This is a genomic window from Streptomyces sp. NPDC047971, assembly GCF_040653355.1.
Lineage (GTDB): Bacteria > Actinomycetota > Actinomycetes > Streptomycetales > Streptomycetaceae > Streptomyces.
In genome coordinates, this window is sequence record NZ_JBEZNW010000003.1 from 214481 (window position 1) to 230820 (window position 16340).

At 72.2% G+C, this 16340-nt stretch carries 10 protein-coding genes; 5 read left to right on the forward strand and 5 right to left on the reverse strand.

Annotation, left to right across the window (positions count from 1 at the left end; all coding sequences use genetic code 11):
• Position 1 precedes the first annotated feature (1 nt).
• Positions 2 to 868 (reverse strand): endolytic transglycosylase MltG, encoded by an 867-nt coding sequence (gene mltG / locus AB0D99_RS05065; protein ID WP_362357040.1) that lies wholly within the window; start codon positions 866 to 868, stop codon positions 2 to 4.
• Between the two features lie 321 nt (positions 869 to 1189).
• A complete protein-coding gene (locus AB0D99_RS05070; RefSeq protein ID WP_362357042.1) occupies positions 1190 to 3025 on the reverse strand; it encodes an ABC transporter ATP-binding protein in 1836 nt (611 codons plus the stop codon).
• A 94-nt stretch (positions 3026 to 3119) separates the two neighbouring features.
• Between AB0D99_RS05070 and AB0D99_RS05075 the strand changes: the two genes are divergently transcribed.
• The 3 genes from AB0D99_RS05075 to AB0D99_RS05085 all read left to right on the forward strand — a co-directional run bounded on the left by AB0D99_RS05075 (position 3120) and on the right by AB0D99_RS05085 (position 8157).
• Complete coding sequence (locus AB0D99_RS05075) at positions 3120 to 3563, forward strand: MarR family transcriptional regulator (RefSeq protein WP_362357044.1); 444 nt, start codon at positions 3120 to 3122, stop codon at positions 3561 to 3563.
• A gap of 37 nt (positions 3564 to 3600) precedes the next feature.
• Positions 3601 to 6525 (forward strand): FAD-binding and (Fe-S)-binding domain-containing protein, encoded by a 2925-nt coding sequence (locus AB0D99_RS05080; protein ID WP_362357046.1) that lies wholly within the window; start codon positions 3601 to 3603, stop codon positions 6523 to 6525.
• A gap of 201 nt (positions 6526 to 6726) precedes the next feature.
• On the forward strand, positions 6727 to 8157 hold the full coding sequence (locus AB0D99_RS05085) for a Gfo/Idh/MocA family oxidoreductase (RefSeq protein ID WP_362357048.1): 1431 nt from the start codon (positions 6727 to 6729) through the stop codon (positions 8155 to 8157).
• Positions 8158 to 8218: 61 nt separating this feature from the next.
• Here the strand turns inward: AB0D99_RS05085 and AB0D99_RS05090 are convergent, their stop codons facing one another.
• Both AB0D99_RS05090 and AB0D99_RS05095 read right to left on the reverse strand, forming a co-directional pair.
• The gene (locus tag AB0D99_RS05090; protein WP_362357224.1) at positions 8219 to 9628 is read right to left on the reverse strand and encodes a cation:dicarboxylase symporter family transporter; all 1410 of its coding nucleotides are present in this window, start codon (positions 9626 to 9628) and stop codon (positions 8219 to 8221) included.
• A 220-nt stretch (positions 9629 to 9848) separates the two neighbouring features.
• Entirely contained in the window at positions 9849 to 11453 is a 1605-nt protein-coding gene (locus AB0D99_RS05095; protein ID WP_362357050.1) for a peptide-N4-asparagine amidase, read from the reverse strand.
• A 167-nt stretch (positions 11454 to 11620) separates the two neighbouring features.
• Here AB0D99_RS05095 and AB0D99_RS05100 point away from each other — a divergent pair, with 167 nt between their 5' ends.
• Together AB0D99_RS05100 and AB0D99_RS05105 are read left to right on the forward strand one after the other, a co-directional pair.
• Positions 11621 to 13465, forward strand: coding sequence for an ABC transporter ATP-binding protein (locus AB0D99_RS05100; protein WP_362357052.1), 1845 nt, complete (start codon positions 11621 to 11623; stop codon positions 13463 to 13465).
• Positions 13462 to 15243, forward strand: a complete 1782-nt coding sequence (locus AB0D99_RS05105) for an ABC transporter ATP-binding protein (protein WP_362357054.1) — start codon at positions 13462 to 13464, stop codon at positions 15241 to 15243. Before AB0D99_RS05100 ends, AB0D99_RS05105 begins: the two co-directional genes overlap by 4 nt.
• 238 nt (positions 15244 to 15481) lie before the next feature.
• Here AB0D99_RS05105 and AB0D99_RS05110 read toward each other — a convergent pair whose 3' ends face one another.
• Entirely contained in the window at positions 15482 to 16273 is a 792-nt protein-coding gene (locus AB0D99_RS05110; RefSeq protein WP_362357056.1) for a metal-dependent hydrolase, read from the reverse strand.
• Between the last annotated feature and the right edge of the window lie 67 nt (positions 16274 to 16340).

Sequence of the window (16340 nt, forward strand, 5' to 3'; positions counted from 1 at the left end):
TTCACCGGGCCTTCTCCGCACGGCGGTTCTCGTTGAACTCGGCCACGTTCGCCTGGTGTTCGGCGTAGTCGGCGGTGAAGCGGGTGTCCCCCGGGCGCACGGTCACGAAGTACAGCCAGTCGCCCGTCGCCGGCCGGAGGGACGCCGCCATCGCCTGCTCGCCCGGGTTTCCGATCGGGGTCGGCGGCAGTCCCGGGCGCTCGTAGGTGTTGTACGGGCTGTCGATCTTGGTGTCCGCGTGCGTGGTGTCCACGGTGGAACGCCCCAGGGCGTAGTTCAGCGTGGAGTCCATCTGGAGCGCCATGCCCTTGGCGAGGCGGTTGTGGACGACCCGCGCGACCTTGCCCATGTCCTCGACGGTGTCGGCCTCGGCTTGCACGATGCTGGCGATGATCACCGTCTGGTGGACGCTGAGGCCCTGACGCTGGGCACCCGCGCCGATCTGCGCGGTGCCGAAGCGTTTCCCCGCCGTGTCGACCATGTAGCGCAGCAGGCTCGTGGGGGTGGTCGCGGCATCCACGGGGTACGTCGCGGGGAAGAGGTAGCCCTCGGGGTTGCCGCCCGCGGCGGCGGGCAGTCCGAGCGTGGCGGCCGGGGCGGTCGCCACGCCGCGTGTGGTGCCCGCGGCGAGGCCGAGGGAGCGGTCGATGGCCGCGTACACCTGGCCCGCCCGGAAACCCTCGGGGATCAGCAGGGTCCGCTTCTTCTCGGGGACGGGCTCGGTCGCTTCCTCGCCGCGGAGCAGCAGCGGGACGGTGATCGCGGCCGCCACCGCGAGGGCCGCCCCGAGGATCAGCGCGAGCTTGCCCCGGCGGGTGAGACGGGGGCGGCGGCGACGGTGTTCGGGCTGCCAGGACCGGTGCGTCATGGCCCGACGCTAACCCGGCGGACCCGCGAAATCGCGGAGCCGGTCCATGCGGCGGCGCCGCCGGCTCCCTGGGACGGGGAGCCGACGGCGCCGTGCACTGCGCGAACCGGCGGTGCGGATTGCGGACGAACCAGGGTCAGACGAGCCAGCCCAGGAAGTGGAAGACGCCGGCGAGCAGGTTGGTGATGACGTTCATGGTGGTGCTTTCTCCTTGTACAGGTGCAACGCTGGGACAGTGCGCGGTCGCGGTCTGCAGCCCGTCGCTTGCGCACCGTAATCATCAGCTGTCACAAGGGAGTTGGGCAACGCCTACGGGAACGATCACACGTTCTGGGGAACAACCGCTCCCGCGTTCGTGTGTTCGTCGCGGCGGACGAGGGCCGCGTACCGTCCGTCACGTGCGAGGAGCTTCTCGTGCGTACCGCGCTCGGCGATCCGGCCGGCTTCGAGGACCACGATCTGGTCGGCGTCGCGGACGGTGGAGAGCCGGTGGGCGATGGTGATGGTGGTGCGGCCCGCGGAGAGCGCGTCGATGGCCTGCTGCACGGCGTGCTCCGTACGGGTGTCCAGCGCGCTCGTCGCCTCGTCGAGGATGAGGACGGGCGGGTCGCGCAGGATGGTGCGGGCGATGGCGAGGCGCTGCTTCTCGCCGCCGGAGAAGCGGTAGCCGCGCTCGCCGACCAGGGTGTCGTATCCCTCGGGGAGCGAGGCGATGTGGTCGTGGATCTGGGCGGCGCGGGCGGCGGCCTCGATCTCCTCGTCGTCGGCGTCGGGCTTGGCGAAGCGCAGGTTGTCGGCGACGGAGGCGTGGAAGAGGTAGGTCTCCTGGGAGACGACGCCGACGGCCCGGGCGAGGGTGTCGAAGTCCAGCTCGCGCACGTCGACGCCGTCGAGCAGCACCCGCCCGCCGGTGACGTCGTAGAGCCGGGGCACCAGATAACTGAGCGTGGACTTGCCGGAGCCGGTGGGGCCGACGACGGCCAGGCTGCCGCCGGCCGGGACGGTCAGGTCGACGGAGTCGAGGGTGGGCCGGCCGGGCGCCTCGCCGTCGTAGCGGAAGTCGACGTTCTCGAAGGTCACCTCGCCGCTGATCTTCTCCAGCCGGGTGGGGTCCGCGGACTCGGTGATGTCGACGGGGAGGTCGAGGTACTCGAAGATCCGCTGGAACAGGGCGAGGGAGGTCTGGATCTGGACGCCGGTGGAGAGCAGGCTCACGGCGGGCCGGAACAGGCCCTGCTGGAGCGAGACGAAGGCGACCAGGGTGCCGAGCGAGATCGCGGGCCCGCCCGCCTGGAGGGCGAAGCCGGCGGCCCAGTAGATCATCGCGGGCATGGCGGCCATGACGATGCCGATGATGGACATCCGCCACCGTCCGGCCATGGAGGAGCGCACTTCGAGGTCGATGAGGCGCTCGGACTCGCCGGCGAAGGAGCGGGTGAGGGAGTCGGCGCGGCCCATGGTCCGGCCGAGCAGGATGCCGCTGACGGAGAGCGATTCGGTGACGGTCGCGGCCATGACCGCCATCTGCTTCTGGCGCTGCGTGGTGATCCTCTTGCGCTCACGGCCGACGCGGCGGCTGATCCACACGAAGACCGGGAGCAGGAGCAGCGTGACGACGGTGAGGCGCCAGTCGAGCGCGAGCATGGCGACGACGGTGGCGACGACGGCGGTGAGGTTGGAGACGAGGGAGGTGGCGGTCGAGGTGACCGTCGCCTGCATCCCGCCGATGTCGTTGGCGATGCGGGACTGGACCTCGCCCGTGCGCGTCCGCGTGAAGAAGGCGAGCGGCATCCGCTGCAGCTGCGCGTAGACCCCTGTGCGCAGGTCGTGCATCACGCGCTGGCCCACGGTGGTGGAGATGAGGGTCTGGAGCACGCCGAAGACGCTCGTCATCACGGCGGCGACGATCATGCCGAGGGCGAGCAGGCTGAGCAGCCCCGTGCGGCCCTGCGGGATCGCGGTGTCGAGGATCTCCTTCAGCAGGAAGGGCGAGGCGACCGTCACCAGGGACGAGGCGCCGACGAGCAGACCGACGACGGCGAGCCGTCCGCGGTACGGACGGAAGAGCCGCAGGATGCGCCGCATCTGCGCGGGCTCCTTCGGCTGCGCGGGGTCGCGCGGTGGGGGCGTCCATTCGGACTCTTCGTGGTGACGCATGGGCTCCTACGAGGGTGAGAGAGAACGAGTCGATCAGAGCATAGCTCATTGTTACCTATACTCACAATGAACATGGTCCTGATAGTGTTCCCGCATGGACAACCCCGACGCCGACGGCCTCCTCGCCGAACAGCTGCTGCGCCTCACCCGGCGGCTGCAGCGCAGCCAGAAGCAGCTCCTGGAGCCGATAGGCATCACCCCCGCGCAGTCCCGCCTGCTGCGCACGGTCTCGCACTACGACCATCCGCCCCGGATGGCCGATCTCGCCGCGCGTCTGGAGGTCGTCCCCCGGGCCGTGACCAGCCTCGTGGACGGTCTGGAAGCCGCCGGCAGGGTGCGCCGCGTCCCCGATCCGACCAACCGCCGGGTGGTCAGGATCGAGCTCACCGACGCGGGGCGCGCCACGCTGCGCGCGTTGCGAAGCGCCCGTCGGGCGGCCGCAGAGGACATCCTTGCTCCATTGACCGTCGATCAGCGCGAGGTGCTCGGAGGTCTGCTGTCCGCTCTGGTCGACCACGTGCCGGAGCGGCGCTGCTGACCGAAGAGGCGCGGGCAGCGCCGAGGGGAGCCGTGACATGCCACTGCTGGAGCCGAACCCGCAGGCCCTACGGCCGGGCACGAAGCGGACCCCGGCCCCGGACCGGGTCCCCGATCTCCAGTCCCGCGGCACACCCCGGCACCTGCGGGAGGAGCTGACCGCGCTCCTCGGCCCCGGCAAGGTGCTCTCGAAGATCTCCGACCTGGTGCGGTACGCCTCCGACGCCAGTCCCTACCGGTTCGTCCCGCAGGTCGTGGTGGTGGCGGAGGACGTCGACGACATCTCGGCGGTCCTGTCGTACGCGCACGGCAAGGGCCGCGAGGTGGTGTTCCGGGCGGCCGGGACCAGCCTCAACGGACAGGCCCAGGGTGAGGACATCCTGGTCGACGTGCGCCGGCACTGGGCGGGCGTCGAGGTGCTCGACGACGGCGCCCGCGCCCGGATCCGCCCCGGCACCACGGTCGTCCGGGCCAACGCGGCGCTCGCGCGGCACGGCCGCGTCCTCGGACCCGACCCGGCGAGCGCCGTCGCCTGCACGATCGGCGGGGTCGTCGCCAACAACGCCTCCGGCATGACCGCGGGGACGACCCGGAACTCCTACCGGACCGTCGCCTCCCTGACCTGCGTCCTGCCGAGCGGCACGGTGGTGGACACCGCCGATCCGGCCGCCGACGCGGAACTCGCGCGCGCCGAGCCGCGCCTGTGCGCGGGGCTGATGCAGCTGAAGGCCGAGATCGAGGCGGACCCGGAACTGGTCTCCCGCATCCGTGCCAAGTACACCATCAAGAACACCAACGGGTACCGCCTTGACGCCTTCCTCGACGGTGCCACGCCGGTGCAGATCCTGCGGGGACTGATGGTGGGCTCGGAGGGCACGTTCGGCTTCATCTCCGAGGTCGTCTTCGACACCCTTCCCCTCGACCGCCAGGTCTCGACGGCCCTGCTGTTCTTCCCCTCGCTGCCGGCCGCGGCCGCCGCCGTGCCGCGCTTCAACGACGCCGGGGCGATCGCCGTCGAGCTGATGGACGGCAACACCCTGCGTGCCTCGGTCAGCGTCGCCGGGGTCCCGGCCGACTGGGCCGGGCTGCCGAAGGAGACGGCCGCGCTGCTCGTGGAGTTCCGCGCACCGGACGCGGCGGCGCGGGAGGCGTACGAGCGGGCGGCCGCAGCCGTGCTCGACGGCCTCGAACTGGTCGCGCCCGTCGCCTCGGTGAGCAACGCCTTCACCCGCGACCCCGGAGTGATCGCCGGGTACTGGAAGGCCCGCAAGGCGTTCGTGACCGCCGTGGGCGGCTCGCGCCCCTCGGGCACGACGCTGATCACCGAGGACTTCGCCGTGCCGCCGGACCGGCTCGCCGAGGCCTGCGCGGAACTGCTGGAACTGCAGTCCCGGCACGGATTCGACGCGGCCGTCGCCGGTCACGCCGCCCATGGCAACCTGCACTTCCTGCTCGCCTTCGACGCCGGCGACCCCGCGGACGTGGAGCGGTACGCCGCCTTCATGGACGAGTTCTGCAAGCTGACCGTGGAACGCTTCGACGGCTCCCTGAAGGCCGAGCACGCCACCGGCCGCAACATCGCTCCCTTCCTCGAACTGGAGTGGGGGCCGAAGGCGACGGCGCTGATGTGGCGGACGAAGGAGGTCATCGACCCGGACGGGGTGCTCGCCCCGAGGATCGTCCTCGACCGCGACCCGCAGGCGCATCTCCGCGGACTGAAGACCATCCCGAGGGTGGAGGCGGTCGCCGACCCCTGCATCGAATGCGGCTTCTGCGAACCGACCTGCCCCAGCCACGACCTGACGACCACTCCGCGCCAACGCATCGTGCTGCGCAGGGAGATGATGCGGCAGAGCGACGGCTCGCGGGTGGAGGCGAGTCTGCTGGAGGAGTACGGCTACGACGCCGTGGACACCTGCGCCGGCGACTCCACCTGCAAGCTGGCCTGCCCCGTCGGCATCGACACCGGGGCCATGATGAAGGACTTCCGCCATCGACGGCACTCGCCTCGCGAGGAGTTCGTCGCGGCGCTCGCGGCCAGGAGCTTCCGCGCGGTGGAGGCGTCGGCGCGGCTCGCCGTCGCCGCGGCCGACCGGATCGGGGACCGTCTCCTGGTGTCGGCGACCGGCCTGGCCCGCAAGGCGGTCCGCCCCGATCTCGTACCGGAGTGGCTGCCGGAGATTCCGGGCGCGGCGGCCCGACGCCTCCCGAGGACCCACCGCCCGGCGGCCGTCGCCATCTACTTCCCGGCCTGTGTGAACCGGATCTTCGGCGGGCCGGAGGGCCGGCCGGGCCCCTCGCTCCCGGAGGCCGTGGTCGCGCTCTCCGCTCGGGCGGGCCGACCGGTGTGGATTCCGGACGACGTGTCCGGCACGTGCTGCGCGACGATCTGGCACTCCAAGGGGTACGAGCGCGGCAACGAGGTGATGGCCAACCGGATCGTGGAGGCGGCCTGGGGCTGGACGGCGGGCGGGCGGCTGCCCCTCGTCGTCGACGCCTCGTCGTGCACGCTCGGGATCGCCCATGAGGTCGTGCCCCATCTCACCGACGAGAACCGCGAGTTGCATGCCGAGCTGACGGTCCTCGACTCCCTGGTGTGGGCGGCGGACGAGCTGCTGCCACGGCTCGACGTACGGCGCGCCGTGGGCTCCGCGGTGGTGCATCCGACGTGCTCCATGCGGCATCTGGGCGACGAGGAGCGGCTGACGGCGCTGGCCCGGGCCTGTGCCGAGGAGGTCGTGGTCCCCGAGGAGGCGGGCTGCTGCGCCTTCGCCGGCGACCGGGGGATGCTCCATCCGGAGCTGACGGCCTCGGCCACCGCGCGGGAGGCGGCCGAGGTCACGGCGCGCCCCTTCGACGCACATCTGTCGGCGAACCGGATGTGCGAGATCGGCATGGACCGGGCGACCGGCCGGAGCTACGAGCACGTGCTCCTGGCCCTGGAGCGCGCGACGCGTCCGTGAGGCCCACGCGACAGGACGAGGGTCCTTGCCCCATGTGGGTGAGTGGCCCTCGTCGTCCGCATGACGCGGCCATGCGGAATGGAAGAGTCCAACTACCCGTCGCAAGAGTCCAATCCGCGCCCTTGCGTACCACCAGTCTCAACGGCCAGGGTCCTGAGCGGGATTCATGAGCCAGCCGTGCACACAGCTACTGGAGGTTCCATGAACGACAACGCACCGCAGCCGCCGAGCCGCCGCTCCGTCCTGCGGACCACGGCCGGGGTCGCGGGAGCGGGCATCGGCCTCGGCGCCCTGGGCGCCGGCCACGCCGAGGCCGCCTCGCCCGAGGCCGTCGCGGCCGCCGCGGCAACCACCGAGGAGGCCGCCCGCGCGCCCCGGCGCAGAGGCGCCACCATGGCCGGGGTCCCCTTCGAAGGCCGCTCCACGGTCCGGGTCGGCATCGTCGGCCTCGGCAACCGGGGTGGCAGCATGATCGACCTGTTCCTCGCGCTCCCGTGGGTGCGGGTGGTCGCGATCTGCGACCCGGTCCGGGAGAAGGCGGAGCGCGCCGCCGCCAAGGTGGTCGCCGCCGGTCAGCCCTCCCCCGGTCTCTACACGAACGGCGAGCACGATTACGAGAACCTCTGCGAGCGGTCCGACCTGGACTTCGTCTATGTGGCGACGCCCTGGGAGCTGCACCTCGCGATGGCGCGGTCGGCGATGCTCAACGGCAAGCACGTCGGCGTCGAGTGTCCGGTCGCGATGACGCTCCCGGACCTGTGGGAGCTGGTCGACCTCTCCGAGCAGACACGGCGCCACTGCATGCAGCTGGAGAACTGCTGTTACGGCCGTAACGAGATGCGGGTCCTGCGGATGGCCCACGCGGGCAAGTTCGGGGAGCTGCTGCACGGAGCGGGGGCGTACAACCACGATCTGCGCGAGCTGATGTTCTCCCCCACGTATTACGAGGGTCCGTGGCGCCGGATCTGGCACACCAAGCTGCGGGGCGACCTCTATCCGAACCACGGTTTCGGTCCGGTCGCCAATTACATGGACGTCAACCGGGGCGACCGGGCGGTCAGCATCAGCAGCTTCGGCACGCCCGCGCTCGGTCTCGCCGAGTACCGGGCCAAGGAGATGCCGCCGGGCGACCCGAGCTGGAAGGAGTCGTACATCGGGGCCGACCGGACCGTCAGCCTGGTCCAGACGGAGAAGGGCCGGGTGATCCGGCTGGAGCACGACGTCTCGACGCCGCACCCGTACAGCCGGATCAACAGCCTGGGCGGGACCCTGGGCGTGTTCGAGGACTTTCCGGCCCGGATCTATGTGGAGCCGGACCACAAGGGCCACCAGTGGGGCGACTTCGCGGAGTACGCGACGGAGTTCGACCACTGGCTCTGGAAGGAGCACGCGAATCCGCCGGGCGGCCACGGCGGCATGGACTACATCATGACCTTCCGGCTGATGCAGTGCATGCAGCTGGGTCTCGTCCCCGACTTCGACGTGTACGACGCGGCGACCTGGACGGCACCGGTACCGCTCAGCCACGCCTCCATCAAGGCCAAGGGCATGCCGCTGCCGATCCCGGACTTCACCCGCGGCGAGTGGAAGAAGGCCCGTTCGGGCGTGGACTCGGCCAAGCCGGTCACGTAGTGCTTCGTCGTGCCGTGCGACGAGGGCCCCGGACCGGCGTGGTCCGGGGCCCCGCGGGAGCTCACCTCGCGGGCTGTCGAGCCGCTCCTCCGGATCGCCCGGCGGCGTCCGAGGACGGCTCCGCGTCGTCCGTGGATCGCCCGGCGGCGTCCGTGGACCGCTCCGCGTCGTCCGTGGACCGTCCGTCCGTCGTGCTCTCGTCGGCCTGTTCCGGTACGAAGGGGATCTCGCCGTTCAGCACGGCCTTCGCGGTCACGCGGTCCAGCGCTCCCTCCCAGCGGGAGACCACGAACACGGCCACGCAGTTGCCGAGCAGGTTCGTGGCGACGCGCATCGCGTCCATGATCCGGTCGACGCCGAGGAGCAGGGCCACGGCCGCGACCGGGATGACGCCCAGGGCGGCCGCGGTCGCCGAGAGGGCGAGGAACGCCGAACCCGGCACGCCCGCCATGCCCTTGCTGGTGAGCATCAGGACGAGGACGACGGTGATCTGCTGGCCGATGCCGAGGTCCACCCCGACGGCCTGGGCGATGAAGAGGGTGCCGACGGAGAGGTAGATCGAGGCTCCGTCGAGGTTGAAGGAGTAGCCCGTGGGCAGCACCAGGCCCACCGCGTCGTCGCGGCAGCCGGCGGCGCGCAGCTTCTGCATCATGCGCGGCATCACGGTCTCGCTGGACGCGGTACCCAGCGCGAGGAGCATTTCCTCCCGGGTGTAGCGGACGAACTTCCAGAGGCTGATCCCGGTGAGCGCCTTGAGGGCGAGCGCCAGCGCGACCAGGAAGAGCAGCGCCACGCCGTAACAGACGGCGATGAGCTTGCCGTAGGTGGAGAGGGCGCCGAGCCCGTACTCGCCGACCAGGTGGGCCGTGGCCCCGAAGACCGCGAGCGGGGCGAGCTTCATGAGGAAACCGACGACGGCGAAGACGACTTCCTGGGCCTGCTCGATGGCGGGCAGGATGGCCGGCACCTTGCTCTGGCCGAGGTGCAGCAGGGCGGCGCCGACCAGGCAGGACAGGACGAGCACCTGGAGCAGGGAGTTCTCGGCGAAGGCACCGACCGCGCTGTCGGGCAACGAGTGCAGCAGGAACTCCGAGGTCGAGGGGAGCTCCCCGCCACCGGTCTTGGCGTCGACGGCGGAGGCGTCGAGGGTGGCCGGGTCGATGTTCATCCCCGTGCCGGGCGCGAAGAGGTTGCCGGCGAGCAGACCGAAGACAAGGGCGACGGTGGTGGCGATCTCGAACCAGACGAGGGCCTTGATCCCGATGCGGCCGAAGGCTTTGAGATCCCCCGCCTTGGTGATGCCGGCGACGACCACGCAGAAGACGAGCGGGGCGATCATCGCCTTGATGAGGCGGATGAATCCCTCGCCGAGCGGCTGGGCGGCCGATGCGGCCTCGGGCCACAGCCGCCCGACGAGGATTCCGAGCAGGAGCGCGCAGGCGACCTGCGCGAAGAGCGAGGTGCGCAGCAGACGGGCTGCGCGGCGCGCGAGGGACGGCGCGGGCGGTACTGGTGGGGCGGCGTGCGGCACGGGCACTCCTCCGTAGCGGACTTCTGTCATGCGGAAACAAACTTCCGCAGTGCGCGCCACTATGTCGGAGCCGTGCATTCCACAAAAGACCCGATGCCTCACCCGTCCAAATCTTGGATCTTGCTCCAAACCGGGCCGTCACCGGACCCCCGTACGCCGCTCAACAGCGCGAACGATCCTCCGTGACGATCCCCTGCACCGTCTTCACCCGCCGGTCGTAGCAGCCGTCGGAGCCGTGGAGCCGGTAGTGGTCGGTCGTCGCCCCGACCGCGTGCCGCTGATCGCGGGGGACTCCGGTGGTGTAGGTGGCGTCGCCGGCGTAACCGTGGTCGAGGCGCGACCAGGAGAGCCGCTCGCCGCCCCGGACGACCTCGGTGTGGGCACGGTCCCCGAGCGCCAGCACGGTCCGCAGACGATCGCCCGCGCCGATCGTCGTCTCTCCGTCCATGGTGTACACGCGGTGGGTGCGGGTGCTGGTGCGTCCGACGGTCACCATCTCGTCGTCGGTCCACCGCGCGGTGAGCGCGTCCGGGTTCTCGCCCTCGGCCCATCGGTGCACGGAGGTGTGCGCGAGGGTCCGGGCGACGGTGGTGTCCACGCGGCCGTGCGAGGTGTTCAGATGGCCGGCGACGGTCAGCGCGTGCCCGCCCTCGGTGTCCAGGCGGTGCTCCGAACCGGGCGTGTGCACCGAGGAGTTGCGCGGCGCGGTCTCCTCGTGGCGGTCGAGCCCGCCGGTGACCACGGCACGGCCCTCGTCCTGCCAGAGCAGGATGTTGGTGGGGGTGCTCCAGCCGGTCCGCCCGGCGGGGACGCCCAGGACCGACACTTCCACCCGGTGGGCACGGCCGTCGTTGAGGAGGCCCGCGAAGGGGGTCAGGTCGTAGACGATCGGCTGGATGTCGAACGCGCGCGGGCCGGGGGTGACGTACCAGAGGAAGGGGTTGGACCAACCGCCCGTCCACACCGTCGGAAACGGTGCGGCGATGCCCGCGGTCCGTCCGTCGACGGAGATCCTGACCTCGCGGTACGGCCCGTCCGTCGCCTTGCAGGAGTACGGGGCCGCGTCGGGAACGGTCAGGTACCAGTACTCCTCGCAGCCGCCGCCCGAGCCGGTGGCGTACACCTCGGCGAGGATGCGCTCGGTGTTGCGCGGGGTGGTCAGGCCGGCGGAACCGAGCGGCAGCACCCGTTCGGGCGTGTCCGCCGGCGGCCGCACCGCGCCCTTGGCGGTGAAGAAGGTGAGCGTGACCCGGACGTCGATGACGCCGGTGTACGTCTCGTTCACGACATTGCCGATGAGCATCTCGACCGACTGGGGGCGAGCGAGAGTGTCGCGGTAGCGGGTGACGTCCTTCTCCACCGACCAGCCGATGCCGTCGGGCGAGGGCTGCGGGGTGGAGGTGCGGAGGATCTCCACCCCGCCCACGGCGAGGTGGCCGAGGCGGTCGTACTGACGCCCCTTCACCTCTCCTTCGAGACGCAGGACGATCTTGCTCCAGCGGCTGCCGCACTCCTTCGGAGGCGCGTAACTCCCCTGGTACGGGGTGAAGTCGCGGAAACTGGCCGCGGCCAGCAGGACCTCGCAGGAGCGGGTCGGGGGCTTGGCCACGGGCGGCGCCGCGGTCAGCGGGTCGTGCCAGTCGCTGCCGAACTCGGCGGGAGGCGGATCGGACGGGGTGGCCGCGACGGCCGGAGGCGCGGCGAGCAGCGCGCCGGCCGCCAGGACGAGCCCACCGATCATGCTCATGATCTTCTGATGTCTCATGGGTCGCGAGTGAAGCGCGGGGTGCCCGAGGCGTCCAGGGGGCGTCGTTCGACCGTGGCGCGTTCTGTGCGTCCCCGCGAGAAAATCGATTGCCGCGGGGGGTCGGGCAGCGCGAACCTTGCACGGTTTGCGCCACTCGGCGAAGCGACGGAAGACCCTGGGACGACATGAAGATTCGCGAACTACCGTATGCCGATCCAGGCGTCCCCGATGTCCGTTCGGGCACGCGGTTCCTCTTCTGGCTCGGCCGCAACCAGCTCGGCGGACAGGTCGCCTCCCTCCTGTGGGGTCTGCTGCTGCAACTCGGCATCGCCGGGCTGTCCGTCGCCGTCGGCCTCGCCGTGCAGGCGGTCGTGGACCGCGACGGCGGACGGCTGGCGCTCGCGGGTGGCCTGCTCGCCGTGCTGGGGGCGGCCATCGCGGTCGGCGACATGATGCTGCACCGCACGGCCGTCACCAACTGGATCACCGCCGCCGCGCGCGTCCAGCAACTGCTCTCCCGCAAGACCGCCGAACTCGGCGCGGTCCTCACCCGTCGGGTCGCCGCGGGCGAGGTCGTGGCGGTCTCCACCTCCGACGTCGAGAAGATCGGGTGGTTCGTCGAGGCCCTCTCCCGCTTCGCCGCGGCCGCGCTCACGATGGTCCTGGTCTGCGTGGGCCTCGTGGTCTATCAGCCCGCGCTCGGTGTCCTGGTCGCCATCGGCCTGCCGGTGCTCGCCCTCGCGGTGCTGCCGCTGCTCCCCCGCGCCACCCGTCGTGCCGACGTACAGCGCGAGAAGGCGGGCAAGGCCACCGAGCTGGCCTCGGACACCGTGGCCGGGCTGCGGGTCCTGCGCGGCATCGGGGGCGAGGAGCTGTTCCTCGCCCGCTACCGCACCGCTTCCCAGGAGGTCAGGCGCGCCGCCGTCCGCAGCGCGCGGATGTGGGCCCTGATCGCCGCCGTCCAGGTCCTGCTCCCGGGTCTGCTCATGGTGGGCGTGCTGGCGTACGGGGCGAGGCTCGCGCTCGACGGCCGGATCGCCGTCGGCCAACTGGTCACCGTCTACAGTGCGGTGGCGCTGATGCTGCATCCTCTGCGCCACGTGGAGGAGATCGCCATGGCCTACTCCTTCTCCCGGCCGTCAGCCAAGCGCGCGGCCAGGGTGCTGTCACTGGCGCGGACCACCACCACGACGGCGGAGGGCCACGGCGGGGCGACGGGCGATCTGTACGACCCGGTCACCGGGCTGCTCGCCCCCGCCGGACTGCTCACCGCGGTCGTCTGCGGGGACCCGGACGCGGCCGGACGGCTCGCGGACCGGCTCGGCGGCCACCCCACGGAGGCGGGCGAGGGGCACACCTCGGTCCTTCTCGGCGGGGTGCCGCTCGACGAACTGGACCTGGACGCGGCGCGAACCGCCGTGCTCGTCCAGGACAAGGATCCGGTCCTGCTCTCCGGCACGCTCCACGAGCTGCTCGACGTGCCCGCGTCCGGCGCGGTCGGCGCTGAGGACGCCCTGGCCGCGGCGCGGTGCGGGGACGTCCTCGACGCGCTGGCGCAGGCGTCCGTGGACACCGGGGGCGACCCGATGAGGGCCCGGATCACGGAACGCGGCCGGTCGCTCTCCGGCGGCCAGCGTCAGCGTCTGGCGCTGGCCCGGTCCCTGGTCACGGACCCGGAGGTGCTGGTCCTCGACGAGCCGACATCCGCGGTCGACTCGCACACCGAGGCCCGCGTCGCCGCCGGGGTGAGGGCGCTGCGCGAGGGCCGCACGACCGTGGTCCTCGCCTCGTCTCCGCTGCTGCTCGACCGGGCCGACCGGGTGGCCCTCGTCCACGACGGCGAGGTCGTGGCCGTCGGCACGCACCGCGAACTGCTGCGCACCGAGCCGCGCTACCGGGCCGTGGTCACGCGCGACACCGACGACGAGGCCCGGGACGACGGGGCCGGCGACGGCGTCGGAGAAGACCGCGCGAGGGAAGCAGAGCTCGCATCGAAGCTCGGAGCAGAGCTGGAAGGAGAGTCGGCATGATCGGCCTGGCGCCACCGGCGTACGACCCGGCTGCCCCGACGTCGGCGACGACCCTGCCCGTCGGCACGACCGCGACCGTACGCGCCTACGTACGCGATCTGCTGAGCCGCCACCGAGGGGCGTTCGCCCTGCTCGTCGGCGTCAACGCGATCGCGGTGACCGCGTCGATGGTGGGACCGTACCTGCTCGGCTCGCTCGTCGAGCGGCTCTCCGAGGGAGCGCGCGAACTCCAGCTGGGCACCACCGTGACCCTGTTCGCGCTCGCCCTGCTCGTCCAGACCTCGTTCGTGCGGCTCGTGCGGCTGCGCGGCGCCATGCTCGGCGAGGAGATGCTGGCGGACCTGCGCGAGGACTTCCTCGTCCGGTCGGTGGGGCTGCCGCCGGGAGTGCTGGAGCGGGCCGGCACCGGCGACCTGCTGTCCCGGATCACCACGGACATCGACCGGCTGGCCAACGCGATGCGCGAGGCCGTCCCCCAGCTCGCCGTCGGAGTGGTGTGGGCGGGTCTGCTGATCGGCGGGCTCGCCGTGACCGCGCCACCGCTCGCCCTCGCCCTGGTGATCGCCGCGCCGCTGCTGATCGTGGGCTGCCGCTGGTACTTCAGGCGGGCGCCTGCGGCCTACCGCTCGGAGGCCGCCGGGTACGCGGCCGTCGCGGGGGCGCTCGCCGAGACCGTCGACGCGGGCCGGACGGTCGAGGCGCACCGCCTCGGCGCCCGCCGGGTCACCCTCTCCGACCGCCGGATCGCCGAGTGGACCGCGTGGGAGCGGTACACCCTCTTCCTGCGATCGGTGCTCTTCCCGGTTGTGAACCTCACGCACACCCTCGTCCTCGCGGGCGTCCTGATGCTCGGCGGCGTGTTCGTCCTGCGCGGCTGGATCGACGTCGGGCAGCTCACCACGGGGGCGCTGCTCGCCCAGATGCTGGTCGAACCGGTCGGGATCATCCTGCGCTGGTACGACGAGCTGCAGGTCGCCCAGGTCTCGCTGGCCCGGCTCGTCGGCGTCCGGGACATCGAGCCGGACGCCGGGGACGACGCCCTGCGCCCCGACGGCCGGGACGTCCGGGCGGACGAGGTGCGCTTCGGCTACCGCGAGGGAGTCGATGTGCTGCACCGGGTGTCGATGGACGTCGCCCCGGGCACCCGCCTCGCCCTCGTCGGCCCGTCCGGCGCGGGCAAGTCGACGCTGGGGCGGCTGCTCGCCGGGATCTACGGCCCGCGGACGGGTTCGGTCACGCTCGGCTCCGCCGAGCTGGCGAAGATGCCCGCGGAGCGCGTGCGCGAGCACGTGGCCCTGGTCAACCAGGAGCACCACGTCTTCGTGGGCTCCCTGCGCGACAATCTGCTGCTCGCCCGCACGGGTGCGGAGGACGGGGAGCTGTGGGCGGCGCTCGGCGCGGTCGACGCGGACGGATGGGCGCGGGCGCTCGCCGAGGGCCTGGACACCGAGGTCGGCTCGGGCGGGCTCGTGCTCACCCCGGCCCAGGCCCAGCAGATCGCGCTGGCCCGGCTGGTCCTCGCGGACCCGCACACCCTGGTCCTCGACGAGGCGACCTCGCTGCTCGACCCGCGCGCGGCCCGCCATCTGGAGCGCTCGCTTGCCCGGGTGCTGGACGGCCGCACGGTCGTCGCCATCGCCCACCGCCTGCACACCGCGCACGACGCGGACGTGATCGCGGTGGTCGAGGAGGGCAGGATCAGCGAACTGGGCAGCCACGACGAACTGGTGGCGGCGGACGGAGCGTACGCGGCGCTGTGGCGGTCCTGGCACGGCTGACCGGCCGTGGCCCGTCCTGGCCGGGGCGTCCCCGCGGGCGCCCGGGCCGGGACCCGTCCGCGCGCGCCCTGACAGGGGCGGGACGGGCGCGTGCCCCGACAGGGGCAGGACGAGCGCCTGCACCGACAGGGCCGGGACAGGCACGTGCGCTGACATGGCCGCGACGGGCCGGAGCGCGGCAGCCCGAGGCGGGCAGGGCCGAAGGCCGGGGCAGGGGCGGTCCCCTCCCCCGCACCCGTCAGAAGAAGCCGAGCGCCGAGGCCCCGCCCACCCCGCCGAGCAGCATGAACGCCGGCATCAGGACCTTCAGCTCGACCCAGCTGCCCGCGCGGAAGCGCATCCCCTTCGGCGGTCCGACCGGGTACCACCGCTTGCGGCCCACCGGGATCGGCCACAGGATCGGGCAGCCGGAGACCGTCAGCGCGTCGCCGATGTCGTGGACGAGGGCGCCGAGGACGATCGGCAGGCCCAGCCAGAGGTACTCCTGCCCGGGGGCGGTGAAGAGCCAGTCCGCGCCGTTGCCCGGCTGGTCCAGGACGCCCGCGAGGATCCAGGCGCTGGTGGCGCCGAGGAGCCACACGAGGACGTCGCTGGACATCCGGGCGGCCCGCCACAGCAGGCCCTCCACCGCGAGCACGACATGGACGAAGAGGATCGCGAGGACCGCCCAGCGACCGCCGAAGACCGCCAGCGCCGAGGCTCCGGCGCCGATGAGCACAGCCCAGAGCCAGGTGTGGGTGAGCGTGCGGTGACCGCCCGACCTCCGAGGGTCGGCCGTGGAGCGGGTCGCCTTGTAGACGGCGTACGAGAGCTTGTCGACGATCTCGCACAGGCCCCGGGAGATCGGACCGAAGGCGCGCGAGATGGTCGCGGACTTGTGGTCCAGGTCGGGGGCGAGGGCCGCGCCCGCGCAGATGAGCGCCCCGACGACGACCACCGGCCAGGGCATCGGGGACCCGGCGGCGGCCGCCGCCGCTCCGACGCCCAGCCAGGCCGCCGCTCCGGACAGCGAGTGCGCCGGTCCCATCATGCTCGTCCCCGCCCCATTCCTCCCGCGCCGGCGCCCAGTTGACGACCGGTCGACAAGGAAGCGTATC